Here is a 25,300-nt window from a genome sequence, read left to right on the forward strand (position 1 = left end):
TCGGAGCCGTCTCGGGTGGTGATGAACTGCGAAGTTCGTCTACAGGATGGATGAAAGTGCGAGCAGCACCTTCTCGGCGCCGCTGCCGTTCGTCCTGGCCGGCTTGACGTCGTCGAGCGGTCACTTTAGCATCAGGACCGCTCTTTATTCCATCCGGTTGATTAAAAACCGCCCATGGGAAGACTGCAGAGAGGTGACGCAATGCAGCGCAATCGTGTCTTCCTCGCCGCGACGACCGCCGCCCTGATGGCCGGCGTCCTCGCAGCGTGTTCGGAAAGCGATGCCGGTAGCGACGGGCCCGTGACGATCCAGCTCCTCGAGTACCAGCAGAGTCGCGCCGACGTCGTCGAGAAGCTCATCCCCGAGTTCGAGCGTGCCATGGCGGAGCAGGGCAAGGACATCCAGGTCGAGTTGGTGACCGATGTCCTGACCGACGACCAGTTCCGGACGAAGATCACGCAGCAGTTCCATTCGGGTACCGCACCGGACGTGATCGACATGGGCGGCAGCCATGTGACCGGGTTCGCCGGCGCCGGCTATCTGCTGGAGCTGGACGAGTACCTCGACGAGTGGCCGACGTGGGAGGAGTACTACGCGCCCGTCAAGGAGGCGGCCCAGCAGATCGACGGCCACTATTACTCCATCCCGCACGAGGCGAGCGTGCAGAGCCTCTTCTACCGCAAGGACATCCTGGAGCAGCTGGGGGTCGACACCTCACAGCCGCAGACCTGGGACGAGCTGACCGAGCGGCTCGAGGCGGTCACGGCGCAGACCGGGCACCCGTCGATCGTCATCCCGGCCGGCACGGCGTGGGGCGGCGGCACGTGGTCCGAGGGATTCCTGCCGATCGTCGCCGGCACGGGCAGCACGTTCTACGACGAGGAAACCGGGCGATGGACGCTGGAGAGCGACGGCCTCTCCGCGACCTTCGACCTCTACGCCGAGCTCACCGAGGCCGGGCTGCTGCCCGTCCAGGATCTGCTCAACCCGAACCCCTGGGAGCCGACGAAGTACGTGCAGTTCGCGGAGGGAACTCTCCCGGTCGCGGCACAAGGCACCTGGGGCTGGCGGTACGACTGGGGCCCGGAGGGGTCGGCGCCGATCGAGGACGTCCAGAACAAGGTCGCGACGTGGGACTATCCGGCGCTGGTGCCGGGCACCGAGCCGTACTCGATCAGTGGCGGCGGGTTCGTCTACGGCGTCAACGCCGAGACGGAGCACGCCGAGGCCGCGGTCGAGCTCGCGACGTGGCTGAGCACGGGCAGCGCGGCCGCCGAGCAGCTCGTGGCCATCGGTGCCGCGGCACCGCATCCGGGGATCGCGGACATCGAGCCGTACATGAGCGAGCCGACCCTGCTCGACGCGGAGCAGAAGGTCAGCACGAGCATCCGCGCCCCCTTCGGCGACGGTGCCGACCAGGTGTCGCAGGCCGTGCAGAGCGCGACCGAAGGCATCCTGCTCGGTGACTCCGACGGCGAGCAGGCGGCGGCGTCGTTCGCCGAGGACGCCGCAGAGTTGCTCGGCGAGAGTCTGGTCGCTCAGTGACGTCCGTTCCAGTGCCGGTGGCCCGGCCGGGCCGCCGGCGCCGGGACCGCGGCATGCTGCCACTGCTCCTGGGGCCGTCGGTACTGCTCATCGCGGTGTTCGTGGTGGCGCCGGCCGGGTACGGCATCTACCTCAGCTTGACCAACACCCAGCTCACCGGCTTCGCCGCCCGGGATCCGCAGTTCGTCGGGCTCGACAACTTCCGGTACCTGCTGGGATCGGACGACTTCCTCGCGTCGCTGGGGCACACCGGCCAGTTCGTGCTCTTCTCCGCGATCATCGGCCAGACCGTGCTAGGGATGCTCGCCGCGCTGCTGCTGCGACGGACGTGGCTGCGAGGCAAGGGCCTGTTCGGTGCGGCGATCCTGCTCCCGATGGTGGTGCCCGAGGTCGTCGCCGCGCTGACGTGGGCGAGCGTGCTGTCCTCACGCGAGGACGGCACGTTCAACCGGCTGATCGGGCTCTTTGGCGGTGCGTCGGCGGCGCCGCTGCAGGAGTGGCCGATGCTCTCGATCATCATCGTCAACATCTGGCGGGGCATCGCCTTCGCGATGATCATGTTCCAGGCGGCGCTGGAAGACGTCCCCGACGAGCTCATCGAAGCCTCGCGCGTCGACGGTGCGGGCGCGATCCAGGTGTTCCGGTACGTCACGCTGCCGCTGATCCGCGGGCCGGTGTTCCTGTACCTCCTGCTGACCACGATCACCACGGTGGGGGTGTTCGGGCTCGTGTACTTCCTCACCCAGGGCGGCCCCGGCTCCGCCACGCAGCTGACGTCGATCTACATCTTCCAGCACGCGTTCCAGTACTCGCAGATCGGACTCGGCAGTGCCGCGTCCGTCATCCTCCTGGTGTTGCTCATGACGCTCGGCCTCACGTATGTCCGACTGGCGAAGGTGGACGTCTGATGGCGACCACGACGATGCAAAGGACGACCGCTGCCCGTCGGAAGCCGCGGCGCCGTATATCGCCGGTGACGACGCTCCAGCGGGCGATGCAGACCGTGCTGCTGACGATGCTCGCGCTGTTCTGCCTGGTGCCGTTCGCCTGGGTGGCGTTGAGCGCGGTGGACGCGAACGCCGGTCCCACGGTGGGCGCTCCGACGTTCTCGCTGCAGAACTTCACGGAGTTCTTCACGAACGCCGATACTCCGCGGCTGCTGGTGAACAGCCTCATCATCTCGGTCTCGGCGACGGCGCTGAATCTCGCCTGCGGCATTCTCGGCGCCTACGCGTTGTCGCGCTTCCGCTTCCGGGGCCGCAAGTTCTTCATGTTCTCGATCCTGCTCATCCGGGTGATCCCGGCGCCGGCGACCATCGTGGCGCTCTACCTGCTGATGGTGCGGATCAACCTCGACAACAGCTATCTCGGGCTGATCCTGGTCGAAGCCGCAGCCGCGTTGCCGGTGACCCTGTGGTTGTTGAAGGGAACGATCGACGCCATTCCCTTCGAGCTCGAGGAAGCCGCGTGGATGGACGGCAGCACCCGGTTCGGCGCCATCCGCAAGATCATCCTTCCGCTGGTCGGTCCGGGTCTTGGTGCCGCGGCGATGCTGACGTTCATGGCCGTGTGGGGTGACTTCCTCACCCCGCTGGTGCTGCTGCAGTCGCCGGACCTCTACCCGTTGTCGATCGGGCTGTTCCGCGCCTTCTCGGCGTTCAACCAGGTCGACTGGGGCGTGCTGGCCGCCAGCGCCGTCATCTACATGGTGCCGCCGGCGATCCTCTACGGCGTGCTGCGGCGGCATCTCCTCCGGTCCAGCCTCGGCGGTGCCATCAAGGGCTGAGACACGCGGCAGCTGGTTCCTTCACGGCCGGCGGCGCTACGCCGGCACGTCCACTGATCGGGAGATGACATCCTTGCTTGACGACTTCAATCCGAACGGCCGAGTGCAGCTCGACGCCACCGCGCTGGCGATGCTGCGGGTCCGGCGGTTCACCACGTTCTGCATCCGGCCCGCGGTGTACCGGGAGGCGCGACCGGTCGAGGTGAGCGCGTGGACGGTCGGCGGTGAGCCGGTGCCGTTCGCCGAGGCGGTGGCGCAGCGGTTCGAGCCGTTCGCGATCGGGCAGGAGTGGGGCCGGCCGTGGGACACCGTCTGGTTCGACGTCCGCGGCGAGGTGCCCCCCGGCTGGGCGCCCGAGGAGACGGAGCTCGTGGTCGACCTGGGCTTCACCGGCGAGCAGCCCGGCTTCCAGGCGGAGGCGCTGGTGTACCGGCCGGATGGTACGGTGGTCAAGGGGATCGAACCGCTCAACGCCTGGGTGCCGCTGCCCGAGCCGGGCCCGTTCCGCCTGCTGATCGAGGCCGCGGCGAACCCCGTCGTCCAGGTGCCGTACGAGTACGAGCCCACCTCACTCGGTGACAAGGCGACGGCCGGCGACGCGCACCAGTACCGGCTCACCGAGCTGTCGGTGTCGCGACGCGACCTGGTCGTGTGGGAACTGCTGCAGGACGTCCTCACGCTCGACGGGCTCGTCGACGTGCTCCCGGCACACGGCTCGCGTCGCGCCGAGATCGTGCACGCGCTCGAACGCATGGTCGACGTCATGGACCCCGACGACGTGCCCGGCACGGCGGCGCTCGGGCGGGAGGTGCTGACCCCCGTGCTGGCCAGCGGCGCGGCCGAGAGTTCGCTCATCGTGTCCGCCGTCGGGCACGCCCACATCGACTGCGCCTGGCTGTGGCCCACCCGCGAGACCGTGCGGAAGGTCGCGCGGACGTTCGCCAACGTGCTCGACCTCGCGGACCGGCATCCGGGCTTCGTGTTCGCGGCGTCGTCCGCGCAGCAGTACGCGTGGCTCAAGGAGAGCCAGCCGGCCCTGTTCCAGCGGGTGCGCGAGGCGGTGGCGGCCGGCGTCATCCGGCCCGTCGGCGGCATGTGGGTCGAGTCCGACACCAACATGCCCGGCGGCGAGGCACTGGTGCGGCAGCTGGTGCTCGGCAAGCAGTTCTTCCTGCGGGAGTTCGGCGTCGAGAGCGAGGAGGTGTGGCTGCCTGACTCGTTCGGCTACACCGCGGCTCTCCCGCAGATCGTACGAGCGGCAGGAGCGCGGTACTTCCTCACGCAGAAGCCGTCCTGGAACGAGATCAACCGGATGCCGCACTCGAGCTTCCTCTGGGAGGGCATCGACGGCTCGCGAGTGTTCACGCACTTCCCCCCGGCGGAGACGTACAACTCCGACCTCGGTGCGCAGGACCTCGCCCGGACGGAACGTTCCTTCCGGCAGAAGGGCGCGGCGCGGCACGTCCTCGGCCTGTTCGGCTGGGGCGACGGCGGCGGCGGCCCGACCCGCGAGATGCTCGCGGCCGCGGAGCGGAAGCAGGACCTGGACGGCTCGCCGCGGGTGCGGCTCAGTGACCCGCACAGCTTCTTCCAGCAGGCCGAGGCGGAGCTGGAGACCCCGCCGGTCTGGGTGGGGGAGATGTATCTCGAACTGCATCGCGGCACGCTGATCTCACAACAGCGAGGGAAGCGGGGCAATCGCCACAGCGAGGCGCTGCTGCGCGAAGCCGAGCTGTGGGCGGCGACGGCGTCCGTGCTGCGTGGGACCCCGTACCCGTACGACGAGCTCGAGCGCGCCTGGCAGACGGTGCTCCTGCTGCAGTTCCACGACATCCTCCCCGGCACCTCGATCGCCTGGGTGCACCAGGAGGCGGAGCACCAGTACGAACAGCTCGCCAAGGAGCTGACGACGCTGATCGACGCGTCCCTGGGGGCGCTCGCCGGCGACGGCGACACCCCGCTCGCCGCGAACGCGGGGCCGTACGCCCGGCGTGGCGTGGGCGCTCTCGGCATCGGGCCCGCGGCCGCGGCGCCGGCGGCGACACCCCGGCGCGACGGTGACCGCATCGTTCTCGAAGACCGCCGGCTGCGGGTCGAGGTCGGGCCGGACGGCACCCTCGCGTCGGTCGTCGACCGGACCGCGGACCGGGAGCTGCTGCCCTCCGGCGTCACGGGCGGGGTCCTCCAGCTGTTCCGCGACACGCCGCGCGAGTGGGATGCGTGGGACATCAACGACGAGGACAAGCGCAGCGGACGCGACCTGCGCGAACCGGTCTCGGTCGGTGTCCAGGACGACGCCGTGGTGATCCGCCACCAGTGGGGCGGCACGACGATCGACATGACCGTCCGGTTGGTCGAGGGCCGGCTCGACTACCGCTTCGAGATCGACTGGCACGAGTCGCAGAAGCTGCTCAAGCTCGCGTTCCCGCTCGACATCCGGGCCGAACGGGCGACGTCGGAGATCCAGTTCGGCCACCTGCACCGCCCGATCCACCAGAACACGTCCTGGGACGCGGCGAAGTTCGAGACGGCCGCGCATCGCTGGATCCACGTCGGCGAGCCCGGCTACGGCGTCGCCATCGCGAACGACGTGGTGTACGGCCACGACATCCGCAACGGCCACGCACCGGACGGACGGCCGATGACGACGGCGCGCCTCTCGCTGCTGCGTGCGCCTCGCTACCCCGACCCGGCCGCGGACCAGGGGCGGCACGCGTTCACGGTGAGCCTGCGGCCCGGCGGCATCCCCGAGGCGGTCGCCGACGGGTACGCCCAGCACCTGCCGCTGCGGGTCACCCGCGGCACCCCGGTCGAACCGCTGCTGGAGGTCACCGACCCCGCGGTGGTGGTGGAGAGCGTCAAGCTGGCCGAGGATCGATCCGGTGACGTCGTCGTGCGTCTCTACGAGGCGCACGGCAACCGCTCCCGGGCGACGGTGCGCACGTCGTTCGGCTGGCGCGAGGTCAGCGCGACCGACCTGCTCGAGCGGGCGCTACCGAGCGAGGCGGTCGACGCGGTGACCCCCGGCTCCAGCGTCGACCTGCTGATGCGTCCCTTCGAGCTGCTGACCCTGCGTTTTCGCGAACCCACGGCGTGATGGACTCGCGTCAGACCGTCGACCCCTCCGGAAAGGAACGCTCCATGCCCGACGATCAGACACCGCTGCCGCGGGACGAGTATCCGCGGCCGCAGTTCCGCCGTCAGCGGTGGCTGAACCTCAACGGCCGGTGGGGCTTCGAGATCGACCGCGGCGACAGCGGGCTCGAGCGCGGTCTGCGCGACGCCCCGCTGTCCGGCGAGATCCTCGTGCCGTTCGCGCCCGAGAGCACCCTCTCGGGCGTCGGCGACCGCGACTTCCTGCGGGCGGTCTGGTACCGGCGCACGATCAGGGTGCCGGAGGAGTGGGCCGGCCAGCGCGTGCTGCTGCACTTCGGCGCCGTCGACCACGACACGACCGTCTGGGTGGACGGCACCGAGGTCGGCCGGCACCGGGGCGGCTTCTCCAGCTTCACCTTCGACATCACCGACGTGGCTCCCGCCGGTGCGGAGGTGCCGCTGGTGGTGCGCGCCCGGGACGAACCGGAGGCGCCACAGGCGCGCGGCAAGCAGTCGCGCGACTACGCGCCGCACGCGGCCAAGTACTGGCGCACCACGGGGATCTGGCAGACGGTGTGGCTGGAGCCGGTGCCGCAGGTCGCGATGCGCCGTCCCCGGATCACGCCCAACCTCGCCGCGGGATCATTCGACGTCGAGGTGCCGCTCTCGGCCAACCTGCCCGGCGGCGTCGTGCGGGTCGTCGTGTCCGACGGCGCCGGCGAGGTGACGCGTGGCGAGGTCCGCGCCGACCTCGACCTGGCGCCCCGGCTCTCTCTCGCCCTGCCGGCCGGCCGGCGGCGCGTGTGGTCGACCACCGACCCGTTCCTCTACGACCTGCGCTTCGAACTGTCGGATGCGGACGGGCGCCTGGTCGATGCGGTCGACTCCTACGCGGGGTTGCGCAGCGTCGGCATCACCGGCAAGCAGATCCGCATCAACGGTGAGGTGGTCTTCCAGCGGCTGGTGCTCGACCAGGGCTACTACCCGGACGGTCTGATGACCGCGCCCAGCGACGCCGACCTCGTCCGCGACATCGAGCTGTCCCTGGCCGCCGGCTTCAACGGGGCGCGCCTGCACCAGAAGGTGTTCGAGGAGCGTTTCCTCTACCACGCGGACCGGCTGGGCTACCTCGTCTGGGGCGAGTTCGGCGACTGGGGGTGCAACACCGAGCAGGGTGAGACCACGAACCAGCAGCCGGACGCGTCGTACGTCCAGGAGTGGCTGGAGGTGCTGGAGCGCGACTACTCCCACCCGTCGATCGTCGGCTGGTGCCCGCTCAACGAGACCTGGCAGGCCTACGGCGACCGCATCACCGCCCTGGACGACGTGATGCGCGGGATGTTCCTCGCGACGAAGGCGTTCGACACCTCGCGCCCGGTCCTGGACACCTCGGGCTACGCGCACCGCATCGCGGAGTCCGACGTCTTCGACAGCCACGACTACGAGCAGGATCCGGGGACGTTCGCGGCGAACTACGCGCGCCTGGCCGACGGCGACCCGTACGTGAACCGTTCGGACAACACCGGCGACTCCTGGTCGATCGCGTACCGGGGCCAGCCATTCTTCGTCAGCGAGTTCGGCGGCATCTGGTGGAACCCCGCCGCAGCCGGCCGGCCGCAGTCGGCGAGCGAGTCGTGGGGATACGGCGACCGGGTCCGGGACATCGAGGAGTTCTACACCCGCTTCGAAGGACTGGTCGCGGCCCTGCTCGACCACCCCGACATGTTCGGCTACTGCTACACGCAGCTGACGGACGTGTTCCAGGAGCAGAACGGCATCTTCGGGTTCGACCGCACCGACAAGTTCGACCTGGCCAGGATCCGCGCCGCACAGCTGCGGCCCGCGGCGATCGAGCTCGCCGACGGCGCGGCAGGCGGGAGCCGTCATGGCGAATAGGCCGCCGAACGTCGTGGTCATCTACGCCGACGACCTCGGCTACGGCGACCTGGGGTGCTTCGGCGCGGACGACCTCGACACGCCGGCGCTCGACGCACTCTGCGCGACGGGCGCGAAGCTCAGCCAGTGGTACTCGAACTCACCGGTCTGCTCGCCGTCACGCGCCTCGCTGCTGACGGGCCGCTACCCGAGCCGGGCGGGGGTCGAGAACATCCTGGCCGGCTCCCGCGAGACGGTGGGGCTCCCGCCCCAAGCGACCCTTGCGTCGCAGCTGCGTGACCGCGGCTACCGGACCGGGATCTTCGGGAAGTGGCATCTGGGCGTCGACGCCTCGTTCGGCCCGCTGGAGCGCGGCTTCGACACCCACGTCGGGTTCCGGGCCGGCTGCGTCGACTACTTCTCGCACATCTACTACTGGGGCGCCACCAACCCGACCCACGACCTGTGGGAGGACGACGAGGAGATCTGGTCCAACGGGGAGTATCTGACCACGCTGATCGCGGACCGGGCGGCGCGGTTCATCCGGGACCACGCCGAGCAGCCGTTCTTCTGCTACGTGCCGTTCAACGCCCCGCACTACCCGATGCACGCCCCGGCGGAGTACGTGGCGCAGTTCGCCCACCTCCCGCCCGACCGGCGCATCATGGCCGCCATGATCAAGGCGCTCGACGACGGCGTCGCGCGGATCGTCGCGACCCTGGACGAGCTGGGGTTGCGCGAGGACACGATCGTCTTCGTGTCCTCGGACAACGGCCCATCCACCGAGGAGCGCAACTGGCTCAACGGCGAGGAGATCTCCTATCGGGGCGGCTCGGCGGGCGGCCTGCGCGGCCACAAGGGCTCGGTGTTCGACGGGGGCATCCGGGTCCCGGCCATGATCTCGTGGCCGGGACGCATCCCCGCCGGCTGGGAGAGCGCCGACGTCGGCATCATGATGGACCTGGTGCCGACCCTGCTCCACGCGATCGACGGCACCCCACCGCCCGGCGACGACCACGACGGCCGGTCGCTGCTGCCGACCCTGACGACGCCGGGAACCGAACCCGACGCCCGGATGATCTGCTGGGACTACGCGACCCAGCTGGCGGCCCGGGAGGGGACCTGGAAGATCGTCCTCGATGCGCGGGAAGCGATGGGCCCGGAGATCGCCGAGGCCCGGGGGTTGTTCGACCTGAGTGCCGACCCCGGCGAGCAGCACAACCTGGCGGACGTGGAGGCCGAACGCTTCAAGACCATGGAGGCCGACCTGCTCGCGTGGGCCGAGCGCAGCGCCCGGAGCCGGCCCGCGGGCTGGGTGTGAGCGGCCACGCGCGACGACGGCGTGGATCTGCCGGGTGTTGCGGATGTCGGCCAACGGGTCGGCGTCGAGCACCAGGAGGTCGGCGTGTCCGCACCCGCACTGGTCCTCGCTCGTCTCGCCACGGCGGCCCTCTGGCAGGTCGACGTCGAACGACGGCATCGGCAGACGACACACCACCATGCGCCCCCCGCGGGCAGGCCCGACCGCGTCGGTGGTTCCTGACCAGCTCAGAACGGTGGCGGGTCGACGGCGGCTGGCGGGTTCACTGGCGAGTCTGCTGGGGGTCTGGCCGGTGGGTCGGTTGTGGTCCCGATGGGTTCTGGGGGGACGTGGTAGGTGCGTCCGGCGGGACTGGTCCAGGTCAGGGTGCCGGGTTCGGGGCTGTGGAGTTGCCAGCCGTGCAGGGTCTTGTCGAGATGGAACCGGCGGGCTAGTGATTGCAGATTCTGCGGACTGGTGGTGCCGCCGTCGTCGTAGGGGACGCGGTGGTCGAGATCGCACGCCGAGGCTGGGGTGTCGCTGGTGGGGAACCGGCAGGTGCGGTCGCGGGCGATGACGAAGTCGACGAGTGCCTGCGGCGGTTCGTAGGTGGTGCGGCCGTAGTCGAGCAGCCCCGTCGACCGGGTCGGTGAGCAGCCTGCGCAGGGTGCCGTCGGCGGCGAGGTGCCGAGCGGCCGGTGCGGTGATCCAGCCGTGCCCGTCCAGCCAGGCCGGCTCGTCGCCGGCCCCGGCGAGGGTGTCGAACGGCATGGTCACGTTCACCGTGGCGGGCCGGCCGTGGCGGGTGGCCAGTCGCTGCCCGTTGGTGTGCTGGGTGCCGCAGCCGTCCAGGCGGCCGGTGGCCAGCGCCGTCCAGCCGAGGGCGGTGGCGATGTGGAAGCGCAACTGGTCCAGGGTGCGCGGATCGTCGTCGGCCCGGGCGGCGCGGGCGGCGGCGTCCAGAGCGGCCCAGAGGGCGGCCAGGTCCTTGGCCGGGCCGGTCAGGCTCATGATGCTGGTGGAGTCGGCGTCACCGTACGGGCCGGGGCGCTGCACGCGCCGCTGCTCGCGGCCCTGCAGGCGGCGGGTCTCGGCCGCGTCCGGGTCGGCGGTGATGACCAGCCGGTCCAGGCTGCGCGACAGCTGCCGCAGGGTCCGGGCACCGGCGGTGGGCAGTACCCTGGCCTGCACCCGCTGGCGGGCGGGCGGGTCCAGCACGCGGGTCTTCGCCGCGATCAGCTCGGCGCGCCGCTCGTCGATGGCGCCGGCGTCGAGCGCCTCCAGGGTGGCGGGGAGATCCTCGACGAGCTCGACCGCGAGCGCGACCCGGACGTCGGCGTGACCGGGTGTCCAGGCCAGCGCCGCGGACGGTTCCGACCCCTGCGGCGCGCACCGGGTCATGAGTGTGCCGCGGCGACCCAACGCCGTCGCGTCCGCCGCAGGACGCATAGTTCCCCCGGCCGGTCAGCTCCGCCATCGAGCGCAGCTGCAGCGCCCGCAGGTGCGCGATCTGCCGCTCCGCGGCGAGCACGACATCGATGACACCCGAATCCCCCAACGCGGCCGGATCGACCCGCTCCAGCACCCCCGCCAGCTCACCCCCGACCGGCAGCGCCGCCCACTCGGGCGCCGGCGGGGTGAGCTCTGCAACCATGCCCTCATTCTACGGACACCTGTTCGTTTCCGCATCCTCACGAGCAGACCTCAGCGCCGCCGGCTATGTGGTAGGCCGCTGCTCGTCGTGCTCGCGGAACCACACGGACAGTACGGCCGTGACCCCCGGCAGTGCGGCGATGACCAGGAGCGTGATGCCCAGCCACAGCGGGACGATCTGGTCGTAGGCCTCGCCGCCCATGCCTGCGGTCGCCGTCAGCGTGGACATGCCCAGCGCGAAGAGCGTCGTCACGGTGGCCCGCACCGCGCGGTCCCGCTTCGCCGCCCAGATCGCGACCAGCCACCCCGCCAGGCCCAGGACCCCGACGATCACCAGGCCGATGACGATCGCGTTGCGTTCGAGAGCGACCTCGTTCTGGTCCCATTCCGGGTAGGCGCCCTCGACGTGGCTCTCGACCGAGCCGAAGAACCACAGATCGAGAAGCGGCAGCAGGATGGACACCACCTGCAGGCCGACCCCGATCCACAACGCCTGCAGCGTGCTCTCCCAGCGGCGCACCCGCGCCTCCTGCCGTACAGCCATGTCGGCCTCCCCGTCTCTTACGGTGTATATGAGCACTGCGATGCTAGTCTTACGGCGTAAGAGAGGTCAAGGAGGAACCGTGGGCCGGTCGCGGGTGCAAGGCAAGCACGCGGGTCTGACCAGGGACCAGGTACTTCAGGCGGCGGTACGGCTGGTCGACCGGGACGGCGTCGAGGCGCTGTCGATGCGCAAGCTGGCCCGCGAGCTGGACGTCGAGGCCATGACCCTGTACCACCACGTCGAGAACAAGCGGGGCCTCGAAGACGCCATCGTCGAGTACGTCCTCGCCGAGTCACTCGACCCGCCGCGGGAGTCGGCATCGTGGCAGGAGATCATCGCCAGCCATGCCCACGAGCTGGATCGCGGGCTCGCCAGGCACCCCGGCGCCGTGATCCTCTTCGCGACCCGGCCGGCGAACACCACCCGCAACCTCGCCACCGTCGAGAACCTGCTTCGCATCCTGCACGACGCCGGATTCGCGCCCCGGACGGCGTTGCACGTGGTCCACGCGGTCGCGGCCGCCGTCGTCGGGAACCGGCTCGGGTACGCCGCCGACCAGTCGAAGCAGCTCGACGGCGCCGTCGACCTCGCGATCGAGGGGCTGCCCCTGCTCTCCGCGGCCTACGGCGAGGGCCCCGTGACGATCGAGACTCGCCTGCAGTTCACGTTGACGGCACTCATCGCCGGCTTCGAGACCCTCCTGGAAGGCCCCTGACCTACCGACCCGCGTATCAGCCGATCGGCGCCGAGCGCGGCGTGCGGTCGCGGGTCCTGGTGCGCACCACGTACGACACCGATGGTGACGTCGTGCCTGCCACCCGGCGCAAGGGTCAGATGCGGCAGCCGGCCGCGGAGCCGCTGTCACGCACCTGCTGCACGTGCACGCGAAGCTGGGGGTCAACGACCGCGCGGCCGCCGTGGCCGCCGCGTTCTCCCGCGGCTACCTGACTCCGAGCTGACCGGTGACCAGGACAGGTGCGTCAGGCCCGTAGCGGCGCGTGGGCGAACTCCGCCATGCCCGCCGCGAAGGGGACGCGCGCCTCGAAGCCGAGTGCCGCGGCGGCCCGGCCGGGGGAGGCGACGATATGGCGGACGTCGCCGAGGCGGTACTCGCCGGTGACGACGGGCGCCGGCGCGTCGGCACCGAACGCCGTGCACAGGGCGGTCGCCATCTCCAGGATGGTGTGCGGCTCGCCGCTGGCGACGTTCGCCGCGCCGGTCCACGTCGACGCGAGCGCCAGGGCGTTCGCCTGGGCGACGTCGCGGACGTGGACGAAGTCGCGGCGCTGACCGCCGTCCTCGAACACGCGCGGTGCGGCGCCGCGGGCCAGCGCGCTGCGGAAGATGCTGGCCACGCCTGCGTACGGGGTGTCGCGGGGCATCCTGGGCCCGTAGACGTTGTGGTAGCGCAGCGCGCACACGGGCGCGCCGGTCTCGCGGCCGTACCCGGCGGCCAGATGCTCGGTGTGCAGCTTCGTCGCGGCGTAGACGTTACGCGGGTCCGGTGGAGCGTCTTCGTCGACGCGGTCCCAGGCCAGCTGCGCGCCGCAGCGCGGGCAGGGCGGATCGAATCGGCGGGCGTCGAGGTCGGCGGCCGATCGCGGCCCGGGAGCGACCGGGCCGTGCGTGGCGCAGCGGTAGCGGCCCTCGCCGTAGACGACCATCGATGACGCCACCACGAGGCGGCCGGTGAACCGGCGCCGCCACAGAGCGCGCAGGAGCACGGCCGTGCCCAGGTCGTTGTCGGACACGTAGTCGACGATGTCACCGAGGTCCACGCCCAGGCCGACGCGGGCGGCCTGGTGACAGACGGCGTCGACGTCGCCGACGGCGTGCGCGACGGCGTCGGCATCGCGCAGGTCGGCGACCCTCAGGTCCGCACCGTCCGGCAGGTGGGCGGGCGGCTCGGCGTGGGCGGCCAGTGAGTCGAGGACGACCACGTCGGCGCCCCCGCCCAGCAGGTGTTCGACGACGTGTCCGCCGACGAAGCCGGCACCACCGGTGACCAGCACCTTCATGAGCTCTCCTTCTGATGGACGGCCGCGGTCACCACGGCGATCGCAGGGCTGCCTGGAGAACGACGGCCACGGCGACCTGCGGGGTGAGCCAGCGCCGGGCGCCCTGACGCGACGACGCGAGCGCACCGCCGGCCAGCAACGCCAGTGGCATGAACGGCTGCCAGATCCGCTCGGTCTCGGCCGACGACAGGCCGGACAGATCCGCCAGCAGCACGACGGTCAACCCCGAGCCGACCACCAGCCACGCCCGCCGGTCGCGGAGCCGGGCCAACCCGGCCGCCGTCGCCGGGCCGACCGCCAGCGCGAAGACCGCCAGATTCGCCAGCAGGAAGTACTCGTACGGCCGGTCGGCGCCCACACCCGCGTAGTACTGGACGCGGGTGGTGGCCAGCCCGTCGAGCCACCAGAACCCCCACAGCAGCGGCAATGCCACCACGACGGCGCTGACCGCGGCAGCGACCGCCAGCACCCCGGGCCGCCGGCGCCACAGCGCGACCGCCGCGATCGGCACGGCGAGCAGCGCGACTCCGTAACTGAACAACAGCGACAGCCCGAACACCGCACCGCCCGCTCCGGCCAGCAGCCATCGCGACCGGGCGTCCCGGCCGGTGGCCAGCACCACCAGGGCCACCCCGGTCAGGGCCAGGCCGCCGAAGACCACGTCGGCGTTGGTGTGCCAGACGGCCGCCGGGGCCAGCACGACGAACGGCGCCGCGGCGCGGGCGAACCGGTCGGACACCACGTCGCGCGCCACCACTAGCGCCGCGACGGCGGCCGCGGCGACCCCCGCCATCGCCAGTGCTGTCTCCCAGCCGGGACCGGACAGCCCGACCCGGGCGGACGCCCACAGCGTCAGCACGAGCCCCGGTGGATGCGCCTGCAGATGGACCGGGACGGCGTCCTGGTGCTCGACGTAGGTGCCAAGGAACGCCGCCGGCCCGCCGCGCTCGTCGACCAGCCCGATGTGCCGGCCGTACTGGTTGCCGATGTCGGCGAACCCGCCGGCGCCGTCGACGGCGGCCAGCACGAGGCTCCAGGCGACGGCCGTCGCCGCGACCGCACCGAGCCCGCGCCGCCACGGCCACCGGGCGATGAGCGCGGGCAGCGCCAGCACGGCCGCGGCACCGACGGCGACCGGTGCGGCCAGCCGCCAGGTGGCGACGGGATCCCACCGGCCGTAGAACGGGATGGCGTCCAGGTGCAGGTCCGGCTCGGCCGGTAGCGCCAGGCCCCAGACCCGTGCGACCACCAGGAGCAGGACCCAACCGGCCACGGCGAGCGCGACGATCGCCCGGCGCGACGGCGCCGCGGGCCTGGCCGGCCCGGCCACGACCGTAGCGGACCCCGTCACGCCGGCAGCCGGACGGTGAACCGGCAGCCTTGTTCGTGGTTGGCGACCTCGACGGAGCCGGCGTGCGCCTCGACCAGGCCGCGCGCGATGGCCAGCCCCAGCCCGCCGCCGCCGTGGTCGCGGCCGCGTGCGGTGTCGCCGCGGAAGGCGACGTCGAACACGCGGTCCAGGTCGGATTCCGGGATGCCGCCGCACTCGTCGATGACCTGCAGCACGGCGCCGTCGTCGTCGCGGCCGGCGCGGATCACCACCCGGCCGCCGGCAGGCGTGTGCCGGATCGCGTTGTCCAGCAGGTTGTTCAGCGCCCGGGAGAACTCGTGCGCCGACACCTCCGTCGCGGGCAGGTCGGCGAGCGCCTCGACCAGCTCCACGCCCTTGACCGAGGCCTGCGAGGCCGCGCCGGCCAGCGACTCGGCGACGGCGTCGGCGATCGAGACGAGCTCCGGCCCGAGCCGCACGGCACCGCTGTTGATCCGCGACAGCTCGAACAGGTCGTCCACGAGGGCCGTGAGCCGTTCCGCGTCGCCACGAATCTGCCGGTGGTAGCGCTGGACGGTCGCGGCGTCGTCGGCCACCTCGTCGTCGAGCGCTTCCGCCATCGCCCGGATCGTCGCCAGCGGGCTGCGCAGATCGTGCGACACCCAGGCGATCAGTTCACGCCGCGACGCCTCCAGCGCCCGTTCGCGCCGCCGCGACTCGTCCAGCCGGGCGGAGACGTCGGCCAGCTCGGAGGCCAGCGCTGACAGCTCGCCTGGTCCGGTGACGCTCGCCGGCCCGTCGCCGCCGTCGACCATGGTGCGGGCCAGGTGCCCGACCTGCAACGTCGCGGTGCCGATGTCGTCGCCCAGCTGCAGCGCCGCCCCGACCGCCATGGCCGTCGCCACCGCGACCACGATGAACAAGGCCACGAGGTCGTGGGTCGAGATGAACATCGCCAACGCCGCCGCGACGACCCCGGCCACGGTCACCAGCAGCGACGACACCGCGACGACCATCACCTGGGCACGTACGGGACGGCCGCGGAACCGGCGCAGGACGGTCGCGCCGCCGAGGAAGGCCGCACCGGAGGCGAGCGCCGTCACCGCGACGAGCACGACGGTGTCACCGGCCGGGATGCCGGCCGACGCGGCGATGACACCGGCGACGACGAGACCGGTCGCCAGGACGGAGACGGTGGTCGCTCGGCGGCTCATGGCTCGAACCGGTATCCGACACCGCGGACGGTCAGCAGGTGCTTCGGCGCGGACGCGTCGGCCTCGATCTTCTCCCGCAGGCGGCGCAGGTGCACCGTCACGGTGGAGGTGTCGCCGAAGCGCCACCCCCACACGGCCTCGAGCAGTTCCTCGCGGCGGTAGGCCCGGCCCGGATTCGTCATGAAGTGCACGAGCAGATCGAACTCCTTGGTCGTGAGCGCAACCAGCTGGCCGTCCCTGCGCACCTGGTGGGCGACCAGGTCGACGTCGCAGCCGGCGCCGCTCAGGCGGGGCGCCGCCGTCGCCGGCCGGACGTTGCCGGCCGCGGCTCGCCGCAGCACCGCCTTGACCCGGGCGGACAACTCACGCGGCGAGAACGGCTTGGTGACGTAGTCGTCGGCGCCGAACTCGAGCCCGGCGATGCGGTCGTTCTCCTCGCCCAGCGCGGTGAGCATGACGACGGGGATCGGCGCGACCCGGCGCAGCCGCCGGCACACCTCGAGACCGTCGAGGCCGGGCAGCATGAGGTCCAGCACGATGAGGTCGGGCAGGGTGTCGAGGGCCTTCGCGAGGCCGGTGGTTCCGTCGGCGGCGTAGTCGACCTCGAAGCCGTCGCGCTGCAGGTACCGGCCGACCACCTCGGACAGTGCCGGGTCGTCGTCCACCACCAGCACGCGCTGGCCCGGTCCGGGATCCATGGCTCCACCATGCCACTGCCGGTGACCGCTTCGCCCCAGGTCGGGCAGGTGCGGCGGCAGAGTTTCGCGCTTTGTAAGAATCACGCCAGCCGGTCACTCCTACGGTCGGGAGTGTGAACCGAACCCACGTGCTCGTGGTCGCGAAGGAGCCGATTCCCGGCCGGGTGAAGACCCGGCTCTGCCCGCCACTCGACCCTGCCGAAGCCGCGAGGGTCGCCGCGGCGGCACTGGCCGACACCTTGGACGCCGTCGCGCGATGCGGTGCGGACCGGCGCGTCGTCGCCCTCGACGGCCGGCCCGGACCGTGGCTGCCCGCCGGCTTCGAGGTGGTCCCTCAGGTCCGCGGCCCGCTCGGAGTACGGCTCGCCGCGGCGTGGCGCCGCGTCGGCGGCCCGGGCGTGCAGATCGGCATGGACACCCCGCAGGTGACACCGTCGTTGCTGGACGACGCACTGGGTCTGCTCACCGGCGGCGACTCGCGTACCGCGCTACTGGGGCCGGCCGAGGACGGCGGATGGTGGGCGCTCGGTCTGCACCGCTGGTGGCCGGGCCTCTTCGACGGGGTTCCCATGAGCACGGCGCACACCGGCGCCCGGCAGGCGGACCGGCTGCGCTCACGAGGCCTCACCGTGACGGCGCTCCCGATGTTGCGCGACATCGACACGGCCGCCGACGCGGTCGCGGTGGCCGACGCCGCGCCCGGCTTGCGGACCGCCGGTGTGGTGCGTGCGCTGCTGGCCGGGCCGGTGGCGCGGTGAACCTGCCGCGCGTACCGGGCCGGCTGCGGGCGGTGGCCGTGGCACGTGACGAGGCGCTGCGGCGGCCGGTGCACGACGCGCGCACCGCTGCGATCCTGGGGATCTGTCTCGGGGTGTGCTTCCTGGTCTGCTTCCTGACCGGCCTCTACTCGCATCTGCAGCAGAACCCGGTGACCTGGCTGCCGGTCCCGCCGCGGCCGGCGTCGCTGTACCGGGTCACGCAAGGCCTGCACGTGGCGACGGGGTTCGCCACCGTGCCGCTGCTCCTGGCGAAGCTGTGGTCGGTGTACCCGCGGCTGTTCCGCTGGCCGCCGGTGAGCGGTGCCGCCCACACCGTCGAGCGTCTCATGCTGGTGCCGCTGGTGTGCGGCGCGGTGTTCATGCTGTTCTCCGGGGTGGCGAACGTGTCGCGCTGGTACCCGTGGGGGTTCTACTTCCCGGCCGCCCACTACTGGGTGGCGTGGATCACCGTCGGAGCGCTGGTGGCGCACGTGGGGGCGAAGGCCGCCGTGGCGCGGGCGGCGCTCGCCCGGCCCGGTGACGCGGCGGCGCTGGGTGATGCGGCGGCGCTGGGTGATCCGGCGTCGGGTGACCCGATGACGGCGCCGGCGCGCGGCGCGCTCGGCCGGCGCGGCTTCCTGGGTGCGGTGGCCGTCGCCACCGGCGTTGTCACCGTCACCACCGTGGGCCAGACCGTGTCGCCGCTGCGTCCGCTGACGCTGTTCGCGCAGCGCCGGCCGGACATCGGCCCGCAGGGCGTGCCGGTGAACCGCAGCGCCGTCCAGGCCGGCGTGGTCGACGCCGCGGGCGACCCGGCGTTCCGGTTGCGGGTCACCGGCGCGGTGACCCGGCGGGTCGAGCTCACCGGGACCGACCTCGACCGGCTGGCGCGCCGCGAGGCCGAGCTGCCGATCGCCTGCGTCGAAGGCTGGAGCACGTCGGCCCGGTGGCGCGGCGTCCCGGTCGCCGACCTGCTGGCCGCGGCCGGCGTCGAACCCGACGACGGCGTCACCGTGCGGGTGGAGTCGTTGCAGGCCCGTGGCCGGTACCGGGCGTCGGAGCTGAACCACCGGCAGGCCGGCGACCTCGACACCATGCTGGCCGTAGCCCTGAACGGGGAACGCCTCGACCTCGACCACGGCTACCCGTGCCGGCTCATCGGGCCCAACCGCGCCGGCGTCCTGCAGACGAAATGGGTGCACGAACTGGTGGTGGTGCGCGCATGACCGAGCGGCCGGCAGTACCCGAGGCGACGCCCTCGGGACCGTTCTTCTGGACCTGCCTGATCGCCGGGGCCGGGATCGTCGGCTACGGCCTGGCCGGGGCGTGGGCCGATCGCGCCGACACCCGACCGGCCGACCTCGTCGTCTGGCTGGCCGGCTCCGGGGTGGCTCACGACGTGCTGGTGGCACCGGCCGTGGTCGTCGCGGCACTGGCCACTCGCCGGCTACCGGTCGCCGCCCGGCTGCCGGTTCGGCTGGGCCTGGCCGCGTCGGCGATGCTGACCGTCCTGTTCTGGCCGGTCGTGCGGGGATGGGGGCGCTCGCCGTCGGTGCCGAGTGCGCTGCCGCTGGACTACGGCCGCAACCTCGTCGTCGTCCTCGTGCTGCTCTGGCTGGCCGTCGGTGTCGCCGTGGCGGTTCGGGCCGTGCGGGCCCGCCGGCGGGAGAGGACGGCGCGGTGACGGTGCTGCTGCGTAGCCGCGACGGATCGGCGCAACCGCTCGCCGTCGCCGACTGGGCCGCGCCGGCCACGGCTGCCGAACGGGTGTTGCTGGCGTCGCTGCGCGGACCGGTCCTCGATCTCGGCTGCGGTCCGGGCCGGCTGGTGGTGGCGCTGGCAGAGCTGGGCGTCCCGGCCCTCGGGGTCGACGCGTCCGCGCACGCCATCGACCGAGCTCGGGAGCGTGGCGCCACGGCACTGCGCCATTCGGTGTTCGACGCGCTGCCGGGGGAGGGCCGATGGCAGAGCGTCCTTCTGCTCGACGGCAACGTCGGCATCGGCGGTGCGCCCGTGGACCTGCTGCGCCGGGTCGCCCGGCTGCTGGCAGGGGAGGGGCGGGCCGTGGTCGAGGCCGGGCCACCCGGTGCCGCCACCCGGTGCGGTGAGGCCCGGCTGGAACGCGACGACGAGATCAGCGGCTGGTTCCCATGGGCCTGGGTGTCGGCCGACGACCTGGTCCGGGTCGCCGCCGCGGGCGGGCTGCGACTGGTCGGCTGGCACGTGACGGCGGGCCGCTGGTTCGCCCGGCTCGGGCGGGTGACGCCGTGATCGACGTCGTCCTGCCGGTCCTCGACGAGGCCGCCGCGATCCCGTGGGTGCTGGACCGGATGCCGGCCGGGTACCGCGCCATCGTCGTCGACAACGGCTCCACCGACGGCTCGGCGGAGGCGGCCGCCGCCCGTGGAGCCACGGTCGTCTCGGAGCCGCGGCGCGGATTCGGCGCCGCCTGCTTCGCGGGACTGACCGCGGCCACCTCGCCCGTCGTGTGTTTCATGGACTGCGACGCCTCCCTCGACCCCGGCGACCTGCCGCTGGTGGCCGACCCGGTCGCCGCGGGGGAGGCCGACCTCGTGCTCGGCGCCCGGCGCGGCGGCGCGATGCCGCCGCACGCCCGCCTGGCGAACCGCTACTTGGCCCGGCGGGTGGCCGCGTACACCGGCGCGCGGGTCAGCGACATCGGGCCGATGCGCGCGGCACCGCGGAACGCGCTGCTCGGCCTGGGGTTGATCGACCGCCGGTCCGGCTGGCCGCTGGAGATGGTGCTGCGCGCCGGACGGGCCGGCTGGCGGATCACCGAACGGCCGGTGCCTTACCGTCAGCGCACCGGCAGGAGCAAAGTCACCGGCACCGTCGGCGGGACCGCACGGGCGGTGCTGGACATGCGGCGACGGCTCGCCGAGACCCGCCGCCTGATCCGGGAGGAGCCGCGGTGAAGATCGGGCTCTCACTGGTTCGCCGTCGTCGCCGACGTGGCGAGACACTGATGCCGACTGGCCGAAATGGAGACCCGATGCGTCCGTCCGTCTGGAGCATGATCGCCGCTGCCGTCGTGCTCACCGCCTGCGGTGCCGCCGACGACGGCGACACCGGCTCGGCGTCGGCACCGTCGAACACCGCGGCGACGCCGACGAGCCCGCCGGAGACGACGCCGACGGGTGCGCCGGAGACGACGCCGACGGGTGCGCCGGAGGTGACGGCCACGTCGCCGGCGCCGTCGAGCGAGGCGCCGCAGGTCTCGGTCCCGGAGGAACTGGCGTTCACGGCGTCGACCGTCGACGGCGGGACCTTCGACGGTGCGAGCCTGGCCGGCCGGCCCGCCGTGCTGTGGTTCTGGGCGCCGTGGTGCCCGGTGTGCCAGCGGGAGGCGCCGCTCATCGCCGAGCTCGCGCAGCAGTACGGGCAGCAGGTGGCGTTCGTCGGCGTGGCCGGGTTGTCCGGCGACGTCAGCGCCATGGAGGAGTTCATCGCCGACGGCGGCGTCGAAGGCATCCCGCACATCGACGACAGCGGCGGCGACGTCTACAGCAGGTTCGGAGTGACGCAGCAGTACGACATCGGGTTCGTGTCGGCCGACGGAACCGTCGAGGTGATCCGCGGGCCGCTGGAGGAGGACGAGATCAGGGCCGAGGTCGAACGGCTCGTGACGGACTGATGATGACCGGGGTGCCCATCGAGTTCGCCCTGGTTCTCGGCTCCGTAGCGGCGCTCAACCCCTGTGGCTTCGCGCTGCTGCCCACCTACCTCACCCTCCTGGTCGCCCAGAACGGACGGCCCGGATCGGCCGAGGCGCTGCGCCGGGCCGGGATCACGACCCTGGCGATGACAGCCGGCTTCGTCGCCGTGTTCGGGGCGTTCGGGCTGGTGGTGGTGCCGGCGGCGGTGTCCGTCGAGCGAGTGCTGCCGTGGGCCACCGTGGTGATCGGCATTGCCTTGGTCGCGCTCGGCTGCTGGCTGGTCGCGGGCCGCGAGCTCGCGGTGCCCGTGCCCCGGCTGCGCGGCGTCGCGCCGTCGTCGTCGGCGTGGTCGATGGTCTGGTACGGCGTCGGATATGCCGTGGCCAGCCTCTCCTGCACCGTCGCGCCGTTCCTGGCGATGGCCACGGCCACCTTCTCGTCCGCGGGTGTGGCCGGCGGATTGCTCGCCTTCGTCGCGTACGGCGTCGGGATGGGCCTGGTGGTCGGGTTCCTGGCGGCCGCGGTCGCGCTGGGCAGCGACACCGTCGTGCGCCGCGCTCGGCGGCTGTTGCCCTACGTGTCCCGGGTGAGCGGCGCACTGCTGATCCCCGCCGGCGCGTACGTCGTCTACTACGGCGTCTACGAGCTGCGGTTGCGCGCCGGCGGCGACCCACAGGACCCCGTCATCGACGCGGCACTGGCCGTCCAAGGCACCGTCAGCGGCTGGGTGATCGACATCGGACCTGCGTGGTTCGCAGCGGCAGCCGCCACGGTCGTGGGTGTCGGGCTGCTCGCGGGTCTACTGCGCCGCCGCGTCCGCCGCTGACGCGGGCAGCGCTAGGGGTCACAGCAGGGGACGTGGCCCGGCAAGGACATGGCTGGACCGCCGGCGCCCTCCGACAAGAAGCCCCGGCGCGGAACCACTACAGAACGCGCCGGGGCTCAGCCGGGATCACGGGTGTTAGAGCACCTAGCCCAACCATAATCAAGTTTACCCGTTGACGGGGATCTTGGCCGAGTGTCACGATGATCGACTAACTACATCGGGAATCCGCCCGGCGTAGTCCAGAGAGGGGCTACCGGGCGGACTGTTAGAGCGGTTCACCTGGTGCCCTCAGAACTTGGGGAGGACCTCAAGTGAACCACTACAGCAGGCGAGGACGTACGACGTTGGAGCGCTTGGAGAGGCTTCGTCGTCACACCAAGGTCCTTGGTCAGATCCTTCGGGACCTTTGGCCGTTGGTCGTGGTGGCGTTCTTGGTTCGGATGTGACCTTGCATCAGCTCGGCTGACGTCGAGCCGCAGGGAGCGAACGGGGATCGGTGAGAGCCGATCCCCTTCGTGCGTTGCGCCGAGCGTCCCCGGCGGATGTGACGTTGTGGGCGAATGGCACACGGGGCCTGCCCACGACGTGACACAAGCCAGCAAGGCGTCCCGCAGGACGGGGATGAATCTGCCCGGGTGGCGCCGGCGCCAACAGTGGGCCGTAGCGTCGCCGGTCCAGAACACGTACCGCACGCCCGGGCGGGCATGGTCCGGCACCTCGAGGCTGCCGTCGCGCACACCCCGGCTGGTCAGATCACGTGGAGGCCGAGTGCCTCGCGGACCAGCCGGACCGCCTCGCCGGGCGAGGGCAGCGCACCGGCGCTGACCGTCCGCCCGTCGACCATGATGGCGGCATATGCCGGGCCGCGCAGCACCGCCTTGACCGCTTCACCCCAGGAGAGGCCCTGGCGACGGACATCCTTGGCAATCGCCGGGGCCAGGTAGAGGTGGTTGCGCGGGTCGACGATCTCGAGGTCGACACCGGCGGGCAGGTTGTCGCGCAGGGTCAGATATATCCGGGCGAGCGGGTCCCAGTCGTCCCGCTCGCCGAAACCGCGGTGTGCCTCGTGGTGCTCAGGGTTGACGCACAACCCCTTGGTGGACCCGCCCCCGCAGCACCCCGCACCCACGCCCTCGGACATGTCCCAGGGGCGAATGAGCAGGACACGGTGGGTGGATTCGACGGGCCCGGTCACCGCTGGCCGTCTCCTTCCTCAGCCTCTGCCGGGGTGGTGTCGCTGCTGCTCGTCACGCCTGCGCGGCGCTCATTCACCAGAGTGCGCATCCGGATGACGGCCTCCACGATCAGCCACAACGCCAGTACCAGGATGATGAGGTCGAGCGGGACGAGGACCCAGCGCTCCTCGGCAGCCCAGAACTGGTCCAGCTGGATGATCAACGCCCACACCGTCATCACCAGCAGGAACACCATCGGGACCAGGACGGCGAGCGGGTTGCGCCCATTCCGGGTGACCCAGACCGCCACGACTGCCAGCGCCAGCCCGGCAGTGAGCTGGTTGGTCGTCCCGAACAGCCGCCACAGCGTTCCGAACGCGAACCCCGCATCCGTGCTGCCCGGCATCAGCGCCAGCAGCAGCGGGACGATGACCGCCACCAGGCCGGAGAACGTGAGGCTGCGGGCCAGCCAGTGCCAGCGGACGATGGTAGCGATCTCCTGCACGATGTAGCGCTGCAGCCGGACGCCGGTGTCCATCGTCGTCGCGGCGAACGAGATCACCACCACCGCTGCGAACGTGGCGGCGAGGGTGAGCTCGATTCCGAGGTTGTTCGCGAAGGCGGCGATGCCGTTCACGAAATTCGCCGTGGCCCCGCCGGAGGCCGTCGCGTAGTCGGGATAGAGCGCCTCCCACTCCACCCGAGTGGCCGCGACACCGGCGCTCACCGCCAGGATCGACGCCATCGCCAGACTGCCCTCGCCGACCGCGCCGAGGTAGCCGACGTGCCGCGCGTCGGTCTCCTTGTCCAGTTGCTTTGACGTGGTGCCGGACGACACCAGTGAGTGGAAGCCGGATATCGCCCCGCACGCGATCGTGATGAACAGGAACGGGAAGATGTTCGGCGACCCCTCGGGCAGGTCGGTGTTCAGCGCGGGCGCGACGATCCGGTCCAGGCCCACCAGGACCCCGAGGAATGTGACGCCGAGCGCGATGAACAGCTGGTGCGAGTTGATGTAGTCGCGCGGCTGGAGCAACAGCCAGACGGGCAGGCGGGAGGCGATGAACGTGTAGGCGAACATGATGACGACCCACACGTCGCGTGGCTCCATGCCGAGCGCGTCGGCCAAGCCGGTGATCTCGATCGGGTTGTTGTTGCCGATCCAGATCAGGACGTACAGGGCGATCACGCCGATGATCGACGGCACCAGTGCGGGGCTGCGCGTCCGGTAGATGTACTGGCCGATGGCGATGGCCAACGGGATCTCGAACCAGATCGGGATCACCGCGCCCGGGAAGGCCACGAACAGGTTGCCGATGACGACCGCGAACACCGCGTTGACCAGCGTGAGCAGGAAGAAGATGATCAGCAGGAACAGGATCCTGGACCGCTTGCTGATCACCTCGCTGGCCAGCGTGCCGATGTTCTGCGCCTTGTGGCGGACCGAGACGACGAGCGACCCGAAGTCGTGCACACCGGCGGCGAAGATCGTGCCGATGGTCACCCACAGCAGCGCCGGCACCCAACCCCAGAACACCGCGATCGCCGGGCCGACGATCGGAGCGGCGCCGGCGACCGAGGTGAAGTGGTGCCCGAACAGCACGTGCTTGTTGGTCGGGACGTAGTCGACACCATCGGCGAACTGATGCGCCGGCGTGACGAACGCGGGGTCCAGCGCATAGACCTTGGTGGTCAGGTACTTCGAGTAGTAGACGTATCCGAGTGCGTACAGGACGAGTACGACCACGGCTATGACGATCGCGGGCATCAATGCCCCCTCAGGTCGGAGGTACCCAGCCTCCGCC

The 25,300-nt window shown here is 71.7% G+C and carries 21 protein-coding genes and 1 pseudogene; 14 read left to right on the forward strand and 8 right to left on the reverse strand.

Features of this window, described 5'->3' with window-relative positions:
- Window positions 1-201: 201 nt before the first annotated feature.
- The 6 genes from JIAGA_RS0121400 to JIAGA_RS31525 all read left to right on the forward strand — a co-directional run bounded on the left by JIAGA_RS0121400 (window position 202) and on the right by JIAGA_RS31525 (window position 9,623).
- Window positions 202-1,545, forward strand: a complete 1,344-nt coding sequence (locus JIAGA_RS0121400) for an ABC transporter substrate-binding protein (RefSeq protein WP_026877228.1) — start codon at window positions 202-204, stop codon at window positions 1,543-1,545.
- The gene (locus JIAGA_RS0121405) at window positions 1,542-2,453 is read left to right on the forward strand and encodes a carbohydrate ABC transporter permease (protein ID WP_035812815.1); all 912 of its coding nucleotides are present in this window, start codon (window positions 1,542-1,544) and stop codon (window positions 2,451-2,453) included. Before JIAGA_RS0121400 ends, JIAGA_RS0121405 begins: the two co-directional genes overlap by 4 nt.
- Before the next feature lie 65 nt (window positions 2,454-2,518).
- A complete protein-coding gene (locus JIAGA_RS0121410; protein WP_211239780.1) occupies window positions 2,519-3,331 on the forward strand; it encodes a carbohydrate ABC transporter permease in 813 nt (270 codons plus the stop codon).
- Window positions 3,332-3,461: 130 nt separating this feature from the next.
- On the forward strand, window positions 3,462-6,428 hold the full coding sequence (locus JIAGA_RS0121415) for a glycoside hydrolase family 38 N-terminal domain-containing protein (RefSeq protein WP_035814876.1): 2,967 nt from the start codon (window positions 3,462-3,464) through the stop codon (window positions 6,426-6,428).
- A 44-nt stretch (window positions 6,429-6,472) separates the two neighbouring features.
- The gene (locus JIAGA_RS0121420; protein ID WP_026877231.1) at window positions 6,473-8,323 is read left to right on the forward strand and encodes a glycoside hydrolase family 2 protein; all 1,851 of its coding nucleotides are present in this window, start codon (window positions 6,473-6,475) and stop codon (window positions 8,321-8,323) included.
- Entirely contained in the window at window positions 8,313-9,623 is a 1,311-nt protein-coding gene (locus JIAGA_RS31525) for a sulfatase-like hydrolase/transferase (RefSeq protein WP_051426359.1), read from the forward strand. Before JIAGA_RS0121420 ends, JIAGA_RS31525 begins: the two co-directional genes overlap by 11 nt.
- 618 nt (window positions 9,624-10,241) lie before the next feature.
- On the opposite strand, the pseudogene JIAGA_RS36405 reads toward JIAGA_RS31525, so the two are convergent.
- Together JIAGA_RS36405 and JIAGA_RS0121440 are read right to left on the reverse strand one after the other, a co-directional pair.
- Window positions 10,242-11,051 (reverse strand): annotated as a pseudogene (locus JIAGA_RS36405) (DUF222 domain-containing protein); the annotation flags it as partial.
- 268 nt (window positions 11,052-11,319) lie between these two features.
- Complete coding sequence (locus tag JIAGA_RS0121440) at window positions 11,320-11,799, reverse strand: hypothetical protein (protein WP_035812821.1); 480 nt, start codon at window positions 11,797-11,799, stop codon at window positions 11,320-11,322.
- 79 nt (window positions 11,800-11,878) lie between these two features.
- On the opposite strand from JIAGA_RS0121440, the gene JIAGA_RS31530 reads away from it, so the two are divergent.
- Window positions 11,879-12,514, forward strand: coding sequence for a TetR/AcrR family transcriptional regulator C-terminal domain-containing protein (locus tag JIAGA_RS31530; RefSeq protein WP_035812823.1), 636 nt, complete (start codon window positions 11,879-11,881; stop codon window positions 12,512-12,514).
- Between the two features lie 265 nt (window positions 12,515-12,779).
- Here JIAGA_RS31530 and JIAGA_RS0121455 read toward each other — a convergent pair whose 3' ends face one another.
- From JIAGA_RS0121455 to JIAGA_RS0121470, 4 genes are read right to left on the reverse strand one after another with little or no spacing between them, the layout of a single operon-like run.
- Window positions 12,780-13,817, reverse strand: a complete 1,038-nt coding sequence (locus tag JIAGA_RS0121455; protein ID WP_026877235.1) for an NAD-dependent epimerase/dehydratase family protein — start codon at window positions 13,815-13,817, stop codon at window positions 12,780-12,782.
- Between the two features lie 28 nt (window positions 13,818-13,845).
- Complete coding sequence (locus JIAGA_RS31535) at window positions 13,846-15,168, reverse strand: hypothetical protein (RefSeq protein WP_051426360.1); 1,323 nt, start codon at window positions 15,166-15,168, stop codon at window positions 13,846-13,848.
- A complete protein-coding gene (locus tag JIAGA_RS0121465; RefSeq protein WP_084469923.1) occupies window positions 15,165-16,361 on the reverse strand; it encodes a sensor histidine kinase in 1,197 nt (398 codons plus the stop codon). The genes JIAGA_RS31535 and JIAGA_RS0121465 overlap by 4 nt, the downstream gene beginning before the upstream one ends.
- A complete protein-coding gene (locus JIAGA_RS0121470) occupies window positions 16,358-17,059 on the reverse strand; it encodes a response regulator transcription factor (RefSeq protein WP_026877237.1) in 702 nt (233 codons plus the stop codon). Before JIAGA_RS0121470 ends, JIAGA_RS0121465 begins: the two co-directional genes overlap by 4 nt.
- A gap of 113 nt (window positions 17,060-17,172) precedes the next feature.
- On the opposite strand from JIAGA_RS0121470, the gene JIAGA_RS31540 reads away from it, so the two are divergent.
- The 7 genes from JIAGA_RS31540 (at window position 17,173) to JIAGA_RS0121505 (ending at window position 22,320) form a co-directional block, all read left to right on the forward strand.
- Complete coding sequence (locus JIAGA_RS31540; RefSeq protein ID WP_051426361.1) at window positions 17,173-17,817, forward strand: TIGR04282 family arsenosugar biosynthesis glycosyltransferase; 645 nt, start codon at window positions 17,173-17,175, stop codon at window positions 17,815-17,817.
- On the forward strand, window positions 17,814-19,043 hold the full coding sequence (locus JIAGA_RS0121480; RefSeq protein WP_026877238.1) for a molybdopterin-dependent oxidoreductase: 1,230 nt from the start codon (window positions 17,814-17,816) through the stop codon (window positions 19,041-19,043). Before JIAGA_RS31540 ends, JIAGA_RS0121480 begins: the two co-directional genes overlap by 4 nt.
- Window positions 19,040-19,501 carry a hypothetical protein gene (locus tag JIAGA_RS35415; protein WP_051426362.1) on the forward strand — a complete coding sequence of 154 codons (462 nt, stop codon included), beginning with the start codon at window positions 19,040-19,042 and terminating at the stop codon, window positions 19,499-19,501. The genes JIAGA_RS0121480 and JIAGA_RS35415 overlap by 4 nt, the downstream gene beginning before the upstream one ends.
- Window positions 19,498-20,088, forward strand: a complete 591-nt coding sequence (locus tag JIAGA_RS35790; RefSeq protein WP_051426363.1) for a methyltransferase domain-containing protein — start codon at window positions 19,498-19,500, stop codon at window positions 20,086-20,088. The genes JIAGA_RS35415 and JIAGA_RS35790 overlap by 4 nt, the downstream gene beginning before the upstream one ends.
- Window positions 20,088-20,753 carry a glycosyltransferase gene (locus JIAGA_RS0121495; protein WP_035814889.1) on the forward strand — a complete coding sequence of 222 codons (666 nt, stop codon included), beginning with the start codon at window positions 20,088-20,090 and terminating at the stop codon, window positions 20,751-20,753. Before JIAGA_RS35790 ends, JIAGA_RS0121495 begins: the two co-directional genes overlap by 1 nt.
- A gap of 77 nt (window positions 20,754-20,830) precedes the next feature.
- The gene (locus JIAGA_RS0121500; protein ID WP_026877240.1) at window positions 20,831-21,472 is read left to right on the forward strand and encodes a redoxin domain-containing protein; all 642 of its coding nucleotides are present in this window, start codon (window positions 20,831-20,833) and stop codon (window positions 21,470-21,472) included.
- A 2-nt stretch (window positions 21,473-21,474) separates the two neighbouring features.
- Window positions 21,475-22,320, forward strand: coding sequence for a cytochrome c biogenesis protein CcdA (locus JIAGA_RS0121505; RefSeq protein ID WP_026877241.1), 846 nt, complete (start codon window positions 21,475-21,477; stop codon window positions 22,318-22,320).
- A 748-nt stretch (window positions 22,321-23,068) separates the two neighbouring features.
- Here JIAGA_RS0121505 and JIAGA_RS0121510 read toward each other — a convergent pair.
- Together JIAGA_RS0121510 and JIAGA_RS31555 are read right to left on the reverse strand one after the other, a co-directional pair.
- Complete coding sequence (locus JIAGA_RS0121510) at window positions 23,069-23,515, reverse strand: hypothetical protein (protein WP_026877242.1); 447 nt, start codon at window positions 23,513-23,515, stop codon at window positions 23,069-23,071.
- Window positions 23,512-25,263 (reverse strand): carbon starvation CstA family protein, encoded by a 1,752-nt coding sequence (locus tag JIAGA_RS31555; RefSeq protein ID WP_051426365.1) that lies wholly within the window; start codon window positions 25,261-25,263, stop codon window positions 23,512-23,514. Before JIAGA_RS31555 ends, JIAGA_RS0121510 begins: the two co-directional genes overlap by 4 nt.
- Window positions 25,264-25,300: the final 37 nt, after the last annotated feature.

It is taken from the genome of Jiangella gansuensis DSM 44835 (assembly GCF_000515395.1).
GTDB lineage: Bacteria > Actinomycetota > Actinomycetes > Jiangellales > Jiangellaceae > Jiangella > Jiangella gansuensis.